Genomic DNA, 17,769 nt, shown 5'->3' with positions numbered 1-17,769 from the left:
CGCTGACCTCATGTACATCGTGGACCTGCTGCCGCCGGACGAACAGCTCCGCTACCAGGAGGTCCGGGAATTCCTGCAGTCCCGGATCAGGGCCGCGTCAATCGACTACTGGAACCGCGAGGAGTTTCCCTTCGACCTGCTCGCGGAACTCGGCAAATACGGTCTGGGCGGGTTGCAAACCGACGGCACATCCAAGCTCTTCAAGGGGCTCATGTACGTCGAGGTGGCCCGCGCCGATGTCTCCCTCTCGGCGCTCGTAGGCATCCACAACGAGCTGATCGTCGGCATGATCGATGAGCTGGGCTCGGCGGAACAGAAGGCTCGCTGGCTCCCTGGCCTCACCGCGTTCACCCAGCTCGGGGCGTTCGCCCTGACCGAGCCGGACCACGGCTCGGACATCGCCGGTGGCCTGGAAACCACCGCGCGGCTGGACGGCGACGAGTGGGTCCTCAACGGTGCCAAGCGATGGATCGGCGCCGCCACCATCGCGGACTTCGCCCTCGTTTGGGCCCGGGACGTCGCCGACCAGCACATCAAGGGCTTCATCGTGGAGACGGACCGTGCCGGCTACACCGCCACGAAGATCGCCAACAAGATCGGCCTGCGCATCATGCAGAACGCCGACATTGTCCTTGACGAGGTCCGCATCCCGGCGGCCAACCTGCTGCCCGGCGCGACCGACTTTTCCAAGGCCAATGAGCTGCTGCGGGACTCACGGGCCTGGGTGGGCTGGCAGGGCGCCGGCATCCAGCTGGCCGCGTTCGACGTCGCGCGCGCCTATTCGCTGCAGCGCCGCCAGTTCGGCAAGGAACTGGCCCGCTTCCAGCTCGTCCAGCAGCAGCTCGCCGAGATCCTGGGCAACGCGACCGCCTCCCTGGCCCTGATGGCCCAGCTGGCGCGCATCCAGGAAGAGGGCAAGCTCGAGATGGTCCAGGCCGCCATGGCCAAAGCGACCACCACGCGGCTGGCGCGTGCCTCGGTGGCGATGGGCCGGTCCCTCCTGGGCGGGAACGGCATCAGCAGCGACTACGAGATGGGCAAGCTCTTCGGCGACGCCGAGATCCTCTATACCTATGAGGGCAGCTACGAAATCAATTCACTGATCGTGGCGCGGGCCGTGACGGGAAAGTCCGCGTTCGTCTAGGCTCCCCGCGTCTGAGTGCCGTCCTGCGCCTGGCCTGCCTGGGTCTGCGCGGCTGGGCTGGCATGGCCGTAGCGGGACGTGCGGTTGCGGCCGCCGTTCTTGGCCTCGTACAGGGCCCGGTCCGCGCAGTCCAGGAGCGAGCCGGCCGCGGCGTCGCTTTGCTCGCAGACTCCGGCGGAGATCGTCAGGAAACCAACGTCGCCGAACGGTTCTGACGCGATGGCCTCGCGGGCGCGTTCGGCGGCGCGCAGGGCCTCGGCGCCGTCCGTCTCCGGCAGCAGCCACACGAACTCCTCGCCGCCGAATCGGGCCACGATCTCCTTGGCGCGGGCGACCGTCCGGAGCCTCGCCGCGACCTCCGCCAGGACCACGTCGCCCGTCAGGTGGCCGTGGGTGTCGTTGACCCTCTTGAAGTGGTCGATATCCAGGACGACGGCACTCAGGCGCGTCCCGCGGCTCGCGGCCTGCGCAACGTGTTCGGCGAGGTGCCGTTCCAGGGCCCGCCGGTTGGGCAGGCCGCTGAGGGCATCGGTGGTGGCCTGCTGCTCCAGGTCGGTCCGTGCCTCCGTGTTGCCAATGGCGATCTCGACGAGCTCCGCGAACTGGGCCAGCCGCTCCATCATCGCTTCCGTGACCCCGGTGCGCGACTTCGAGGTCAGGCTCACCGCGCCCCACAGGCTGCCGCGGACCCTGATCGGTGCCGCCGCCGCGGACTGGAAGCCTCCGGCGCGCATCTGCTCCGCGGCCTGTCCGCCTTCCGCCCCGTAGACAACCAGAGCCGGTTTGCCGGTCACGGCCACCCGGACGGTGGCGGACTCGTCCGTCGGGGCGAAGATCTGCCGCCGGCTCAGCGTCGGCGGGAGCGTCGGCGCCATGGCGACGATTTCCGCCGAGGACGCGCCCGTGAACCGGACGACGGCGGCGGAATCGACGTTGAACAGGTCGCGGACAATCGCGGCCACCCTCTCGGAGATGGCTGCGGGGGCGGCGTTGCGGGCGACCTCGGTGGCTATCTCATGCAAAGCCTCCCAAACCTTTTGCTGCTGCAGGCGCTCGGTGATATCAACCGCGACCACCATGCCGGCCGCGGCCTCGTCGTCGGAGTAGACCGGCCCGGCGTTCAGCCGGTACGTGCGGTGGCCGATCTGCCGGTTCCAGGACACGTCGCGGCCGGCGAGGGCCGCACGGTAGCGCGGCTCGAGCTCGCTGGCGAGATCGCCCTTGAGCACGTCCTGGATGCGCTGGCCTTCGAGTTCTTCCCTGCGGTAGCCGAAGGTCTCCAGCTCCTGGCCTTCGGCGATCAGGTAGCGCAGCTGGGCGTCGAAGAGGAGGACGAAGACGCCGGGGACGCTTCGCGCCAGGGCACGGTACCGGTCCATGTCCTGTTGCCGGCGCCGGTCGGCCAGCACCCGCCCAGTGATGTCCGTGACCACGACGAAGAAGCCCTGCACCGCGCCGTCCTGGGTATCGGGGGTGTAAGTCACCTCGGTGAACCGGGACTGGCCCGCGGCATCCACCAGGGTCCGGTCAAACTGCTGCGGCTCCCCGGCGAGCGCCCATTCGATGTGCGGCCGGTTGGCCTCGAAGACGGTCTCGCCGAGCACGTCCCGGACGTGCATGCCGTGAAGCTGCCGGGGAGCGAACCCGAACCACTCGCAGTAGGCGTCGTTGGCCAGGCGGTTGCGGAGTCCCGTGTCCCAATAGCCCACCATGGCCGGGATCCCATTGAGGACGGCGCGCAGCTGCGCCGGAATCTCCGGCAACGGCGATGCGCCGGCATCGTCCCTGTTGAGCGGGCTGGGATTAGTCATTGCCCCAGTATCCATGCCCGGGTTGCCTGGAGGGAAACGGCAGTATCACTGACCGTCTGCGGGCAGGCTCAGGGCATGAACCGGTAGCCGATGCCGGCCTCGGTGAGCAAATGCCGCGGGCTGGCGGTGTCCGGCTCCAGTTTGCGTCGCAGCTGAGCCATGTAGACCCTGAGGTAGTTGGTCTCTTTCGCGTAGGCCGGACCCCAGACCCTGGAGAGCAACTGCTGCTGGGTGATGAGTTTTTCCGGATTCCGGACCAGAACCTCCAGAATTTTCCATTCTGTGGGCGTGAGACGGACGTCCCCGCCGTCCCTGGTCACCCGGTGCCGGCCTAGGTCCACGGTGAAGGCTTCGGTCCTGACCACGGCTTGCTGTTCCGCTTCGACGCTGCGGCGCAACAGGGCCCGAAGCCGGGCAAGGAGCTCGTCCAGGCCGAACGGTTTGGTGATGTAGTCATCGGCGCCGGCATCAAGAGCCTCAACTTTGTCTTCGGATCCGTGCCTGGCGGACAGCACCAGGACCGGCACGCTGCTGAAGCCGCGGAGTTCCTTGAGGACGCTGGTTCCGTCAATGTCAGGCAGGCCGAGGTCCAGGATGATGAGGGAGAGCGGGGTCTGGGTGGCTGCCAGCAACGCAGAGGTCCCGTCCACTGCGGTGGTTACGGCGTAGCCGTGGGCCTGGAGCGTGATCCGGAGGGCCCGCAGCAGATGCGGGTCGTCGTCGACCACCAGAACCGCCGTCATGCTGCGTCCGGTCCGGACGCGAGGGGCAGCGCATGACCGCGGCGCGCCACCATCGACCGGGGCTCGAACGGGGCCTGGGTGCGGTGCCCGTCATAGGGGGTGCCCGTGGACAACGGAAGCCGGATAATCATCGTCAGGCCTCCGCCCGGTGTGGCTTCGGCGCTCAGGCTGCCACCCATGGCATCCGTGAACCCTTTCGCCACCGCCAGCCCCAGTCCGATTCCGGTGGTCTGCGGGGCGTCGTCGAGCCGCTGGAAGGGCCGGAACATTTCCAGCACCCTCTCGGCTGGGATTCCCCGGCCGTGATCGATGACCCGTAACTCGCCGGCGGGGCGCCCCCCGAGCGTTGCCGAGCTCAGCCCGCCGGCCGCCCCGACAAGGACGATGTCCGAATCGGGGGCATATTTCACGGCATTCTCGACGATGTTTGCAATCACCCGTTCCAGCATTCCAGGGTCGGCTTCAATCTCCGGCATGTTGGGAGGCAGGTCCACCCGCACCCTCCCCGCGGGGACGGCGCTCAGGGAGCCCGGGATTACTTCGTTCCATCGCACGGGCTTGAGCAGTGGATTGACGGCATCCGAGGTGATCCGGGACATGTCCAGCAGATTGCCCACCAGCGCGTCCAACCTGTCCGAACACTCCTCTATCGTGGCCAGCAGCTCCTGCTCCTCTTCTTTGGTGAAATGGACATCGTCGTGCCGCAGTCCGCCGACGGCAAGCTTGATCCCGGCCAGGGGCGTGCGAAGGTCGTGGGAAACGGCCCGGAGGATGGAGGTGCGCATCGTGTTGCTCTCGGCCAGGCGAAGCATCTCCCGCCGGCTCGCAACCAGCTGCTGGCGTTCCAGCTGTGCCGCCAGATGGACTCCGAACGCCCCCAGAAGGCGCCGGTCACTGGCCGGCAGGATGCGTCCGAACAACACGAGGCGGGTGGCGGCGTCGATTTCTTCGACGTTGTCGCCAGCGGCATCATTCGCTGTCTCACCATCGGACAGGGCTGGAACCTCGCCCACTGCGGCCTGAAGATGCCACCGCTGGTCTGGTGTGGCGCCGCTGGTGCCGTCCTCGAGACCGTGGCCGTAGCCAAGGCTGAAAAGGGCAGCACCACGGACCTGGAAGACGCTCAGTGCTTGTTCCAGCAATGCCTGAACCGTGTCCTCCGAGCCGGCGGCACTGCGCGTCAGATCTCCGAGCGTGGTGGCTTCGGCGCGGGCCCGTGCCGCCTCTTTGGAGCGGCGGGCCGATAAGTCGACCACAACGGCAACTGCGGCCGAGACGCCCACAAACACCAGCAGGGCCAGGAAGTTCTGCGGATCGTTGATGGTGAAGGTGCCCAGCGGCGGGGTGGAGAAGTAGTTCACCAGGAGGCTGCTCCACAGCGCGGCCAGGATGGCCGGCCACAAACCGCCGATCAGGGCCACCGCCACCGATCCGGTGAGCTGGACCAGCATGGCGGCGGCCACATTTTGCTCCGGGTTCAGCAGGGACAGCAGCAACTGCAGGACCATGGGCAGCAGCACGGCGAGGCCGAACCCGACGGTGACCCGGATGCGGCCGAGGTCGCGCTCCCGGGCCGGGCGGGTTCCCCGGCCGCCGAGCGGGTGGGAGACCATATGGACATCGATGTCCCCTGAATCCCGGACCACGCGGGTGCCCACGCCGCCGCCGAGCAGGTTTCCCATCAGCCCGGCAAGCCGTTTGCGCCGGGAGATGCCGACGACGATCTGGGTCGCGTTGACGCTGCGGGCGAAGTCCAGGAGGGCGGCGGCCGGATCCTCCCCGGTCACGATGTGGTAGCTGCCGCCCAGATCCTGCATCAGGTGACGCTGGGCCTCCAGCGCCTGGGGTGATTCGCTGGCCACACCGTCCGCGGCGCGGACGTGTACCGCCAGCAGGTCTCCGCCGTTGATGCGGTTGAGGATTCGGGCCCCCCGGCGGATCAGGACTTCCCCTTCCGGGCCGCCGGTCAGCCCAACGACAATCCGCTCCCGGGCCGGCCAGCTTTCGTCGATTCCCTGTTCAGCCCGGTACTTGGCCAGGCCCTCGTCCACCCGGTCGGCCAGCCACAGCAATGCAAGTTCGCGCAGTGCCGTGAGGTTGCCCAACCGGAAGTAGTTCGAGAGGGCGGAATCGATCTTGTCGGCCGCGTAGATCTTGCCGTCGCCCAGGCGCTGGCGGAGCAGTTCGGGGGAGATATCCACGAGGTGGATCTGATCTGCCCGGCGGACAATGTCGTCCGGCACCGTCTCCGCCTGGTGGACGTCGGTGATGGCGCTGACGACGTCCCCCAGGGACGCGAGATGCTGGATGTTGACGGTGGAGAGAACGTTAATGCCGGCATCAAGGAGCACGGCGACGTCCTGCCAGCGCTTGGGATTGCGGCTGCCGGGGATGTTGGAGTGGGCGTATTCGTCCACAACCGCGGTTCCCGGAGCCCGGGCCAGGACGGCGTCGAGGTCCATCTCCTCAAACTCGGTGCCCCGGTACGGCAGCTTTCGGGGCGGAATGACCTCTAGTCCCTCCAGGAGCGCCCGCGTCTCGCTGCGTCCGTGGTCCATGGCGAACGCGACCACAACATCCTCGCCGCGCTTGCCGAGCCGGTGGGCTTCTTCGAGCATCTCGTAGGTCTTGCCCACACCCGGCGCGGCGCCCAGGAAGATCCGCAGCAATCCACGTGCCATGCCGTCATTCTCTCACTTGGATTGTGTTGGCTGCGACGGCGGGGCGGCCGCCGCCACGGCGAGGTTGACGGCAGTCACGTTGACCGACGGCTGGCCGAGAAACGCGACCAGCCCGCTGCTGGTGTGCTGTTCGACCAGGGAGGCGACGGCGTCGCTGCTCAGGCCGTTCGCTGCTGCCACCCGCGCCAGCTGCAGTTTGGCGTACTCGGGTGAAATGTCCGGGTCCAGTCCGGAACCGCTGGCGGTCACGGCGTCGGCCGGCACCGCTGCCGCACCCGCACCTTCAGCCGCGGCGACGGCCGACCGGTTGGCGGTCACGGCGTCGAGCAGTTTCGGATCGTTGGGTCCGAGGTTGCTGGCAGAAGACGACGCAGGGTCCCACTTCACGGCCGAAGGCCGGGCGTGGAACCAGCGCGGGTCCTGGGCGCCGGAATCGTCGGCCGCGGCCTGGGCGATCAGGGCGGACGCGGCCGGCGCGCCGGAGCTGTCCTTGATGATGGAGCCGTTGGCCTGGTACGGGGCTATCAGTTGTCCTGCGCCGAAGACGGCCAGGGGGTAGGCGACGCCGAGGACCAGTGTGGCGAAGAGCAGGAACCGCAGGGCGGTTCCTGCCTGGCGGAGGTAGCCGGTGAGGGTGTTCATGGGGGCGCTCCTAGCCGATTCCGGGGATGAGGGAGATCATCAGGTCGATGATCTTGATGCCGATGAAGGGTGCGATCAGGCCGCCGAGCCCGTAGATCAGCAGGTTCCTGGCCAGCGCCTGGTTGGCGGAGACTGCACGGTATCTCACGCCGCGGAGCGCCAGCGGCACCAGGGCGATGATGATCAGGGCGTTGAAAATCACCGCGGAGAGGATGGCCGAGGACGGGGTGGCCAGGCCCATGACGTTCAGCAGGCCGAGACCCGGGAACGTGGCGGTGAAAAGGGCCGGGACGATCGCGAAGTACTTGGCGACGTCGTTGGCGACCGAGAAGGTGGTCAGGGCGCCCCGGGTGATGAGCAGTTGCTTGCCGATGCCGACGATATTGATGAGTTTGGTGGGGTCCGAGTCGAGGTCCACCATGTTCGCGGCATCCTTCGCGGCCGGGGTGCCGGAGTTCATGGCGACGCCGACGTCTGCCGCGGCCAGGGCGGGGGCGTCGTTGGTGCCGTCCCCGGTCATGGCGACCAGCCGGCCCTGAGCCTGCTCTTTCTTGATGACGGCGAGCTTGTCTTCGGGGGTTGCCTCGGCCAGGAAATCATCGACGCCGGCCTCGGCGGCGATGGCCTTGGCAGTGATGGGGTTGTCGCCGGTGATCATGACGGTCCGGATGCCCATTTGCCGCAGTTCGGCGAAGCGGGCGTGCATGCCGGGTTTGACGACGTCGGCGAGGTGGATGGTCCCCAGCATGTCCGCCCGGCCGTCCTTGCCCACTTGGGCGACCAATAGGGGTGTGCCGCCTTGGGCGGAGATTTCCTTCACCCGGTGGTCGACCTCGGCCGGGGCGTGCCCGCCGTATTCGGCAACGAAGGCCGCCACAGTGGAGGCGGCGCCTTTGCGAATTTGCCGGCCGTCAAGGTCCAGTCCGCTCATGCGGGTGCTGGCGCTGAAGGGAACCACGGCAAAATGACCGGAGCTGCGTTCGAGGGTGGCAAGGTCGGACCCGGTCACGCCCTTGTCCTCGGCGAGGTCCACGATGGAGCGTCCCTCGGGGGTTTCGTCGGCCAGGCTGCAGACCCGGGCCGCTTCGATGAGTTCGGTGCGTTCGACATGGTTGGCGGGGAAGAAATTGACGGCGCGGCGGTTGCCGTACGTGATGGTGCCGGTCTTGTCCAGGAGCAGCGTGGTGATGTCCCCGGCGGTCTCCACGGCACGGCCGGAGGTGGCCAGCACGTTGTGCTGGACCAGCCGGTCCATCCCGGCGATGCCGATCGCCGGTACCAGCGCGCCGATGGTGGTGGGGATGAGGCAGACCAGCAGGGCCACCAGCACGATCGGGGACGGGGTGGCGCCGGCAAGGGCGGCGAACGGTGCCAGTGACATGGTGACGGCCAGGAACACGATGGTCAGGGACACCAGGAGCACATGAAGGGCGATCTCGTTGGGCGTCTTCTGCCGCACAGCACCCTCGACCAGCTTGATCATCCGGTCGATGAAGGTCTGTCCGGGCTCGGCGGTGATGCGGATGACGATCCGGTCCGAGAGGACTTTCGTGCCGCCCGTGACGGAGGATCGGTCTCCGCCGGATTCCCGGATCACCGGGGCTGATTCGCCGGTGATGGTCGATTCGTCGACGCTGGCCAGGCCTTCGATGATTTCGCCGTCCGAGGGGATGACGTCACCGGCCTCGCAGATCACCACGTCACCCCGCCGCAGCTCCGTGCCGGGGACGTCCTTGGTGGTGCCGTCGGGCTGGCGGAGCCGGGCGTGGACACCTTTGCGGCTGGCGCGGAGGCTGTCGGCCTGGGCTTTGCCGCGGCCCTCGGCGATGGACTCCGAGAGCGTGCCGAAGAGGACGGTGAGCCACAGCCAGGCGGTGACGGCGATGCCGAACACCGAGGGCCGGTACAGGGAGATCGCCGTACAAAGGGCGGCCCCCACCAGCACGGTGAACATGACCGGGGAATGGATCATCTGCCGCGGGGAGAGTTTCCGGACCGCGAGCGGCAGGGCGGCCGCGACGGACGCTAGCGTCAGTTTCGCCGGGGCCTGGGTGTGGTGTTTGTGTTCGCCAGGGGTGCCGAGGGGGTTGCCGTCGGCGTAGGTCTGGGCTTCGGTGTCCGTGGCTAATGCCGTGTGAGACCGGGTCATTTGAGGAGTCCTTCTGCGAGGGGGCCCAGGGCAAGGGCCGGGAAGTAGCTCAGGGCGGTCATGATCACTGTCACGCCGAGGAGCAGCGAGCCGAAGAGCGGGCCGTGGGTGGGGACGGTGCCGGCTGAGGCGGGAACTTTGCCCTGACGGGCGAGGGATCCGGCAAGGGCGAGCACCAGGACTATCGGGAGGAACCTGCCCAGCAGCATCGCCAGGCCCAGCATGGTCGAGAGGAAGGGGCCCGAGCTGGTGATGCCGCCGAACGCTGAGCCGTTGTTGTTGGCCCCGGAGGTGAAGGCGTAGAGCACCTCGCTGAACTGGTGCGGACCCGTGGCGGGGGCGTTGGCCATGATGTCCGGCAGGAGCACGGAGATGCCGGACAGGGCCAGCACCAGGGTCGGGGTGACCAGGATGTACATGGCGGCGAGCTTCATTTCCGTCGGGCCGATCTTCTTGCCCAGGTACTCCGGGGTGCGCCCGACCATCAGCCCGGCGATGAAGACGGAGATGATGGACAGGATCAGCAGGCCGTAGAGCCCGGAACCGGTTCCACCGGGGGCGACTTCGCCGAGCATCATGTTGACCATGGCCACTCCACCGGCCAGCGGCGGCAGGGAATCGTGGGCGACATTGACGGCGCCGGTGGAGGTCAGCGTGGTCGAGGTGGCGAAGATCGCACTTGCCACCGGACCGAGGCGCTGTTCAAAGCCCTCGCCCAGGCCGCCGGCGGCTGCCGTCGCGGTTCCCTGGCCGGAAGCCACGGCCCATCCCATGAGGGCGGTTGCGGCCAGCCACAGGGTGCCCATGACGGCGGCGACCGTGTAGCCCTGCTTCTGGTCACCGACCATCCGGCCGTAGGCGTAGGGCAGTGCCGAGGGGATGAGCAGGATCAGGAACACCTCGAAGAGGCTGATGAAGGCATTGGGGTTCTCGAACGGGTGGGCGGAGTTGGCGTTGAAGTAGCCGCCGCCGTTGGTGCCGAGGATCTTGATGGCTTCCTGGGAGGCCACCGGGCCGCCGGGGACGGTCTGGCTGATTCCGGCGGCCTGGTTGGTGACGTCGGTGGGCCAGAAGTTCTGCACCACGCCGCCGAGGACCATCACCACGGCCGCGACGAACGCGATGGGTAGCAGGATCCGGAAGGAAGTCCGGGCCAGATCCACCCAGAAGTTGCCCAGCCGGTCGGTGCGGGTGCGGGCGATGCCGCGGATGAGGGCGACGACCACGACGATGCCGACGGCGGCTGAGAGGAAGTTCTGCACCGCAAGGAGGGCCATCTGCACGAAAATGCCTACCGTGGTCTCCGGTACGTAGGTCTGCCAGTTCGTGTTGGTCACGAAGGAAATGGCGGTGTTCATGGCGATCCACGGATCCACGGCGGGCAGGGAGCCGCTGCCCGGCAGGACGCCCTGCAGCCGCTGGAGGCCGAACACGGCCAGAATGGACACGGCCGAGAACGCCAGGACGCTGCGCAGGTAGACGGGCCAGGTCTGCTCGGTGTCGGCGTCGATACCGGACAGCCGGTAGAACAGACGCTCGGGCCGGGACGACGTTTTGCCCTCGAAAACCCGAGCCAGGTAGATCCCCAGAGGCTTGTGCACAGCCGCCAGAACGATGAGGAGTGCCGCCACCTGGGCAGCAAAGGATGCGGGGTTGAAGGTCATGATCCGCTCACCACTTTTCCGGATGGATCAGGACGGCCAGCAGGTAGCCGAAGAGGCACAGCCCTGCCAGTAACAGAACGAGCCACATCACTGCATCGGCGCTCACTTGCCACTCTCCGGACGGTCATCGGCACTGCCGACCATCCCGGCCAGGGCGTGGCCGATCCACATAACGAACCCCATGGCAACCATGAGGATTCCGAGAACAGCCAGGTCGGCCATTGCAGGTTCCTTTCATCCGCGCCCCGTTTGCGGGGCTACTGAAAGTCAACCCCTCCCAAGAGGCAAAAGGCCGGTTCCTGATGGTTTCTTAACGCCCGGACGGCGGATCTTGACGCCGTCTTAACAGGCGATCCCCGGCGCTCAGCCGACGTGGACCCAGGGCCGCTTGGTCACGTCGGGTTCGGCCTCGCGGAGCACTTCGCGGGTGACCGGGGCGATCTCGCCTTCGCCGAAGGCCAGGAACCGCAGCAGGTTGGTGACCGGGTTGCCTTCGGTCCAGCGGAAGTAGATGTGCGGCATCAGCCCGGTGACGTCGCGGATGTGCAGCAGCACCGAGGCGATCGTGTTCGGCACTACGGGTCCGTGGACTTCCAGGATCTGGTACCCGTGCCGGGTGACCCCGCGGACCTCGAGCTCGGTCTCGAAGTCCGAGGAGTCATCCACCACGACCTCCAGGAACAAGGCCTGGTAGTCGACCGGAAGGTGGCTGACCTCGATGGCGGACGTCAGCTTATCCCGGTATGCCTCAGGGCTCAGCCGGAGCGGCTCGTGGGCGATGATCGCGATTGGGCCGTCCACGTTGGCGGACATGAACTCCAGTGCCTTCCGGTCCATGTGGACATGGGTGGCGTGGAGTTCGAAGGAGCGCCGGACGCGCGAGAGCAGGGAGATCACGATGATCCCGAGGATAAAGAACGCGGCGATCCGGATGCCTTCCGGGCGTTCAATGATATTTGCCACCGTGGTGTATACGAACACGACGGCGATGATGCCGAAACCGACAGTGCGCTTGCGCTGCTGCCGGCGGCGGGCCGACAGCGTCACGGCGACGGCCGCCGAGGTCATCAGCACCAGGACGCCGGTGGCGTAGGCGCCGCCCTGGGCGTCGACGTCGGCGTCGAACAGCCAGGTAATCAAAAACCCGACGAGCGTGAACACCAGTACCAGCGGGCGCACGGCCCGGGCCCAGCCGGGAGCCATGCCGTAGCGGGGCAGGTAGCGGGGCACGAGGTTCAGTAGCCCCGCCATCGCGGAGGCGCCCGCGAACCAGAGAATGGCGATGGTGCTCAGGTCATAGACGGTGCCGAAGCCGTTCCCGAGGTATTCATGGGCCAGGTAAGCCAGGGCGCGGCCGTTCGCCGGCCCGCCGGGCTCGAAGTCCTGCGCCGGGATCAGCACCACCGTGGTGAAGCTGGTCGTGATGAGGAAGGCACTCATGATGACGGCGGCAGTTGTCAGCAGCCGGCGGGCACCGTGGATCCGGCCTGCCGGCTTCTCTTCGGTGTCACCGGGGCGTCCCTGGATCTGCGGCATCACGGCGACGCCGGTCTCGAAGCCGGACAGGCCAAGGGCCAGCTTGGGGAAGACCAGCAACGCGATCCCGACCACCATCAGCGGGCTCCCGTGCTGGGTGGTCAGGGCCAGCCACCAGTTGTCCACGGCAACAGGGTGGGTCAACGTTTCGAATATTGTCGTGACCACCACGACCACGTTCAGGCCCAGGTAGATGGCGACCAGGACGACGGCGACGCCGATCGCCTCCTTGAATCCACGCAGGAACACGGCTCCCAGCAGGGCCAGCAGGAACAAGGTGACCGCGACGTTCTGGCCCTGCATCCAGGCGGGGGCGAACGGGTTTTCGATCGCGTGCGCGGTCGCATCGGCGGCGGAAAGCGTCATGGTGATCATGAAGTCTGTCGCCGCGAACCCCAGCAGCACCAGGACAAAGAGCTTCCCGCCCCAGCGAGGCATCAACCGCTCCAGCATGGCGATGGATCCCTCGCCGCGGTGGCTTTCTCCGGCGACCCGGCGGTACACCGGGAGGGCGCCCAATAGGGTGACAGCCACCAGCACCATGGTCGCCAGCGGCGAGATCACGCCCGCGGCCAAGGCCGCAATGGCCGGCTGGTAGCCCAAGGTGGAGAAGTAATCGACGCCGGTCAGGCACATCACCTGCCACCACGTGTGTTTCTTCAGGTGGCTGTCGCTCACGGCCCCGGGACCCTGGTGGATTCCCTTGGCATCCTGGAGGCCGAACAGCAGCCATCTTCTGAAGTTGTCCCCGGCTCCCGGCCGTGCCGCTGAGGGATCCGAAGGCGGCCTGCTCATCGTGGTCATCTTTGCCTCTCCGCGCGATGCCCACCATCGTGTTTACTGCCGACGATAACACCGGCGCCGGGAGTCGCTCCCGGCCCGGGGGCGATCTTGACGGATCCTTAACACGTTCCAGCCGCCGGCCTGCGGCGGAGGAACGGCCTCAGTGGGCTGCGGCGGGGATGGGGATTTCGATGTAGAGGATGAATCCGGCCGTTGCCGGCAGATACCAGTGCCTGCGGTGCCGCGCGGGCCGGTAGAGGTGTCCGAACGGATCTGTCACGTGGGCATGCCCCAGCACGTCTTGGTGCCCGAGCCGGACGTCGATGTCCTCCATGCTGGACAGGTGCAATGCGGGGCCGTCAATGTCGAGAGACCACGTTCCCTCGGCCGGGGCTGTCCCGCGTTCCAGGGCGAGGGTTTCGAACAGGTCCGAGACCACTTCGTCCCGGCTAACGGGGTAGAAGCGGCGAAGCCGGTGCCCCTCGGGATGCGTGTTTTGCGCGTCCATCCATGCGTGGCGGAGCCAATGGAATTCCACCGGACCGTGGGTGGGCCCGAGGACCAGGTGACGGTTCGGATCCAGGGCCAGGCGGTAGGCGCTGCCGCTGCGGTCGATGATGCATGCGGCTTCCCCGACATACTCAAACGCCGTCAGTAGATCCTGTTCTGACCGGTGATATGAAAAGTCACCGCTGTCGTCGATGGCGACGAAATCCCGGGCAATACCGGCACGGGCCGGAAGGCCTGGCGTGTCCTGTGGCGGCCGGGACGTGGTGTTCATGCTGTCTGGCTCCTGCTGAGGATCGGATTGCGGCCACTGTGGCTGCAGCGTCCTCTTGTTTCATGACATCACCAGCGGCGCCCCACCGGAACGGACCTTAATGCTTTCCATATGCCGGCAGGCGACAAATTTGCGTTCTCTTAATGCGGCGGCCCATCCGGGAGCGCCCAGGGCCGGTCATCTGTATCAGTCTGGCCTGAGTTGTCTGTCCGACTCTGACCGTGCTGTAATGGGCAGGATTTTGTAGGGAACACCAGAGAGCGGACGTGTCCGATGTACACCGAGCCTCCAAGTACCGGCGCCGGGGACATCTCCTCTCCCGCCTGAACCCCGTGTCCCGGGTTCCGCACGTCATCCAAACGTAGTCCACGGCAGGAGAGGCCTTCTGGCCACCTCACCCTGCACTTCCTACGTCTGGACCGCAACCATGAACGCTCGCCGTATTTCCACGCGCCTGTACAAGCTCACCTCCCGCCCCCGCCCGGGCATCGGGGCCCCCGCTGCGGCGTCAGCCGGGACCGGGGAGCTGGCATCCGTAGGCCGGGCCAGCCTTGTCGACAGCGGCATCTATCTTGACGGCAAGCGGGTATCCTCGCCGATGACACTGCAGGAGACGTTCCAGGAACTGGGCCGCTTCGAGGGCTCCATGGCCTGGATCGGTCTCGTCCGTCCGGAGGCTTCTGAGCTTCAGTCGCTGGCCGCCGAATTCGACCTGCATGAACTCGCGGTTGAAGATGCGGTCCTGGCGCATCAGCGATCCAAGCTCGAACGCTATGGCGACACCCTGTTCGTGGTCCTGCGGGCAGCCCGCTATCTGGATTCGCGCGAGGAGATCGAATTCAGTGAACTCCACGTGTTTGTTGGCCCGAACTTCATCATCACTGTGCGCCACGGCGGGTCGCCGGATCTGGTGCAGGTCCGCCGCCGCCTTGAGCATGACGCAATATTGCTGCGGTTGGGCCCGGAGGCTGTGCTCTACGCGATCCTGGACGCCGTCGTGGACGACTACGCACCTGTGGTCTCGGGCCTGGAGAACGATATCGACGAAATCGAAACCGAAGTCTTCGGCGGCGACCCCGACGTGTCCCGGCGCATCTACGAACTCTCCCGCGAAGTGATCGAATTCCAGCGCTCGACCCACCCGCTGACGCGCATCCTCGACGCCCTGGCCGGCGGCTTCACGAAATACGGGATCGCCAACGAACTGCAGCAATACCTGCGTGACGTCGCCGACCACACGGCCCAGGTGAACGAACGAATCGACGGCTTCCGGTTCATGCTCAGGGACATCCTCACCGTCAACGCGACACTCGTCGCGCAGAACCAGAATGAGGAAATGAAGCACCTCGCGGAGTCCAGCAACGCCCAAAACGAAGAGGTGAAGAAAATCTCCGCCTGGGCGGCCATCCTGTTCGCCCCCTATATGGCATGAACTTCGAGAACATGCCTGAACTGCACTGGGAGTACGGTTATCCGCTTTCGGTCGCTTCGATGGCCGCCGTCAGCACCATCCTGTATCGGATCTTCCGAAAGCGCAGCTGGATCTAAGCCGAATGAGCCTCAGTTGCCGGCGAGACTTTCAGTGCCGTACCGTCTGCCTTGGAAAGCGGGCAGCGAGGTTGTTTTCGGCCCCTGGTCCCGTGCCGGGTGCCTTCCGGCCCTAGCCTGCAAGAGGACAACGCCGGGATATTCGATGTATCAGTAAGCTCCCCGAAGGGCATCGAATCGTGCGCAGCCGTATCGTGGTCGGTGTCGATAATTCCAAGGCCGGTCACGCAGCATTGGAGTGGGCGGCGAGACGGGCCGCCCACTTTCATGCCCCCCTCAGCCTGGTGCGCGTCGTTCCTGGTCCTTGGGCCTTCCGGCACGCCGACCGGTATAAGGAGTCCATGAACCAGGCCGCTGAGTTGCTGGCTGCGGAAGCTCAGCGGATATCGGCTTTGAACCCCTCGGTCCCGGTCAGCACGACTCTCGAGACCGGAGAGACGGCCCGGGCCCTTCGGAGGCTCTCCCGGGATTCGGACATGGTCGTGGTAGGAACCGATAGACGCCCGGACAGGCACGGCGAGGGCTTCGGGTCGGTCAGTTTTCAGACGGCCACCATCAGCAACTGCGTGGTGGCCGTCGTTCCCGCGGCCGGCGACGATGGCCGGACCGGTATTGTCGTCGGCACCGACGGGTCCACCGACGCAGCTGTCGCGGTGGAATGGGCAGCCGCGGAAGCGCTCCGCCTTGGCCAGGACCTGACGGTAATCCACGTCTGCAACGGCCCTGAAGAACCCGGCGGCGGACCAACAGACGCCCATGCCGACGGAACGGCCATGGATACCTGCCCGGTTCTGGCTGCAGCCGTTGCCGGTTTGGCCCAGGACCATCCCGGATTGCAGGTTAATCCGGTGCTGGAGAGCGGCAGGTACCCGGCGCCGGTCCTGGTCAGGGCCAGCGCGCATGCCGTGCTCCTCGTCATTGGATGCAAGGGCCGCGGCGGCCTGGAGATCCTGGTGGGGTCGGTTGCCCGGGAAATCCTCATGGATGTTCAATGCCCGACGCTTATCACCCGCCCGCTAAACCACCAACGTTGAGGGCGTTCGATGACAGTGGCAGCGCTCTGGTCGTGCAGTTCAAAGCCATTTGCGGTGCTTGAACGACAGGTAAAGGACGACACCCATGGCGAGCATGAGGCCGATCGCGAACGGGTAGCCCAACGGCCACGTCAGCTCGGGCATGACGTCGAAGTTCATCCCGTATACGGTTCCCACAAGGGTGGGGGCGAAGAGAATGGCCGCCCAAGCGGAGATCTTCTTGACTTCCTCGTTCTGTGCCAGACCCGCTTCGGAGAGGTGCCGCATCTCCTCGTTCTGGGCCAGGCTCGACTCGGTGAGACGCTGCATCTCCTCGTTCTGCTGCTGGGCCACCAGGGTTGCGTGGACCGTCAGTGCGTTCTGGAGCAGAACACGGAAAGCGTCGACCCGTTCCACGACGCGGATGGCGTGGTCATGGACGTCCCTCAGCCTGCGCTGCAGCTCCAGATCGAGATGGTATTTTTCCGCGCCGCGTTCAAGAGCCTCCAGCATGGCCCTAATCGGGTGTGTGGCGCGCTGGAACTCGATGACTTCCCGGGAGAGCTCGTAGATGCGCCGCGCCACGTCCGGGCCTGCGCTGAACAGCTCGTCCTCGATCTCGTCGATGTCGTTCTCCAGGCCGGCGACGACGGGTTCATACTGGTCCACGACTTCGTCCAAGATCGCGTACAGCACGGCCTGCGGGCCCAGCGCCAGCAGCTCCGGGGCAGCCTCCATCCGGCGGCGGACCTTGGCCAGGTTAGGGGCCTCTGCGTGCCGGACGGTGACCACGAAGTCCGGACCGACAAAGACGTGCAGTTCGCCGAACTCAACCTTCTCTACGTCGTCCAGATACCGTGCCGGACGCAGCACTGTGAACAGCGTGTCCCCGTAGCGTTCAAGTTTGGCCCGCTGGTGGCCGTGGAGGGCATCCTCCACGGCGAGTTCGTGCAGGCTGAACTCCTCCGCCACCGATGTCAGCTCCTGCAGGCCCGGACGGTACAGCCCGATCCACGCCATCCCACCTCGTGCGCGCATCACCTCATACGTTTCATCCAGGTTCCTCGGATTGTCGGTCCGCAGGCCGTCAACATAGACGGCGTTGTCCACCATCGTCATGATCTCTGTCCCTCTCGCCCCTGGATGCAGCCCTTGCCGTGCCCACGCCCAGGGCGCTGGTGGATCCACTGTATCCGGACGCGGGACTACCGCGTCGGACCGCACGGCTGCCCGGGCAGCCAGGATCCGGGCGCGCAATCCTACATCGACAAGCT

Annotated in this window: 12 protein-coding genes and 1 pseudogene; 3 read left to right on the top strand and 10 right to left on the bottom strand. The window is 66.4% G+C overall.

From position 1 onward, the window contains the following. Positions 1-10: 10 nt before the first annotated feature. Positions 11-1,144, top strand: coding sequence for an acyl-CoA dehydrogenase family protein (locus AC1DXI_RS03975; protein WP_476937535.1), 1,134 nt, complete (start codon positions 11-13; stop codon positions 1,142-1,144). On the opposite strand, the gene AC1DXI_RS03970 is transcribed toward AC1DXI_RS03975, so the two are convergent. The 9 genes from AC1DXI_RS03970 to AC1DXI_RS03930 all read right to left on the bottom strand — a co-directional run bounded on the left by AC1DXI_RS03970 (position 1,141) and on the right by AC1DXI_RS03930 (position 13,934). Next, positions 1,141-2,955 carry a sensor domain-containing diguanylate cyclase gene (locus AC1DXI_RS03970; protein WP_476937534.1) on the bottom strand — a complete coding sequence of 605 codons (1,815 nt, stop codon included), beginning with the start codon at positions 2,953-2,955 and terminating at the stop codon, positions 1,141-1,143. The two genes, AC1DXI_RS03975 and AC1DXI_RS03970, sit on opposite strands and share 4 nt — an antisense overlap. Before the next feature lie 68 nt (positions 2,956-3,023). Then, positions 3,024-3,698: a response regulator gene (locus tag AC1DXI_RS03965; RefSeq protein WP_476937533.1), complete on the bottom strand. Its 675-nt coding sequence runs from the start codon at positions 3,696-3,698 to the stop codon at positions 3,024-3,026. Beyond that, complete coding sequence (locus AC1DXI_RS03960) at positions 3,695-6,379, bottom strand: DUF4118 domain-containing protein (RefSeq protein ID WP_476937532.1); 2,685 nt, start codon at positions 6,377-6,379, stop codon at positions 3,695-3,697. The genes AC1DXI_RS03965 and AC1DXI_RS03960 overlap by 4 nt, the downstream gene beginning before the upstream one ends. A 12-nt stretch (positions 6,380-6,391) precedes the next feature. Further along, on the bottom strand, positions 6,392-7,021 hold the full coding sequence (gene kdpC / locus AC1DXI_RS03955; RefSeq protein ID WP_476937531.1) for a K(+)-transporting ATPase subunit C: 630 nt from the start codon (positions 7,019-7,021) through the stop codon (positions 6,392-6,394). A gap of 10 nt (positions 7,022-7,031) precedes the next feature. Then, the gene (gene kdpB, locus AC1DXI_RS03950; protein ID WP_476937530.1) at positions 7,032-9,170 is read right to left on the bottom strand and encodes a potassium-transporting ATPase subunit KdpB; all 2,139 of its coding nucleotides are present in this window, start codon (positions 9,168-9,170) and stop codon (positions 7,032-7,034) included. Further along, positions 9,167-10,834 carry a potassium-transporting ATPase subunit KdpA gene (gene kdpA, locus AC1DXI_RS03945; RefSeq protein ID WP_476937529.1) on the bottom strand — a complete coding sequence of 556 codons (1,668 nt, stop codon included), beginning with the start codon at positions 10,832-10,834 and terminating at the stop codon, positions 9,167-9,169. Before kdpA ends, kdpB begins: the two co-directional genes overlap by 4 nt. A gap of 7 nt (positions 10,835-10,841) precedes the next feature. Next, positions 10,842-10,940, bottom strand: coding sequence for a potassium-transporting ATPase subunit F (locus AC1DXI_RS03940; protein WP_018775954.1), 99 nt, complete (start codon positions 10,938-10,940; stop codon positions 10,842-10,844). 257 nt (positions 10,941-11,197) lie between these two features. After that, complete coding sequence (locus AC1DXI_RS03935) at positions 11,198-13,174, bottom strand: APC family permease (RefSeq protein ID WP_476937528.1); 1,977 nt, start codon at positions 13,172-13,174, stop codon at positions 11,198-11,200. A 139-nt stretch (positions 13,175-13,313) separates the two neighbouring features. Beyond that, a complete protein-coding gene (locus tag AC1DXI_RS03930; RefSeq protein ID WP_476937527.1) occupies positions 13,314-13,934 on the bottom strand; it encodes a hypothetical protein in 621 nt (206 codons plus the stop codon). Between the two features lie 598 nt (positions 13,935-14,532). Here AC1DXI_RS03930 and AC1DXI_RS03925 point away from each other — a divergent pair. Both AC1DXI_RS03925 and AC1DXI_RS03920 read left to right on the top strand, forming a co-directional pair. Then, positions 14,533-15,482: pseudogene (locus AC1DXI_RS03925) on the top strand (magnesium and cobalt transport protein CorA). Positions 15,483-15,661: 179 nt separating this feature from the next. Continuing rightward, positions 15,662-16,516, top strand: a complete 855-nt coding sequence (locus tag AC1DXI_RS03920) for a universal stress protein (RefSeq protein ID WP_476937526.1) — start codon at positions 15,662-15,664, stop codon at positions 16,514-16,516. 39 nt (positions 16,517-16,555) lie between these two features. Here the strand turns inward: AC1DXI_RS03920 and AC1DXI_RS03915 are convergent, their stop codons facing one another. After that, complete coding sequence (locus tag AC1DXI_RS03915) at positions 16,556-17,614, bottom strand: magnesium and cobalt transport protein CorA (RefSeq protein WP_476937525.1); 1,059 nt, start codon at positions 17,612-17,614, stop codon at positions 16,556-16,558. Positions 17,615-17,769 lie beyond the last annotated feature (155 nt).

Source organism: Arthrobacter sp. P1_H7, assembly GCF_056405215.1.
This window is presented reverse-complemented; position numbering and strand designations above follow the sequence as displayed.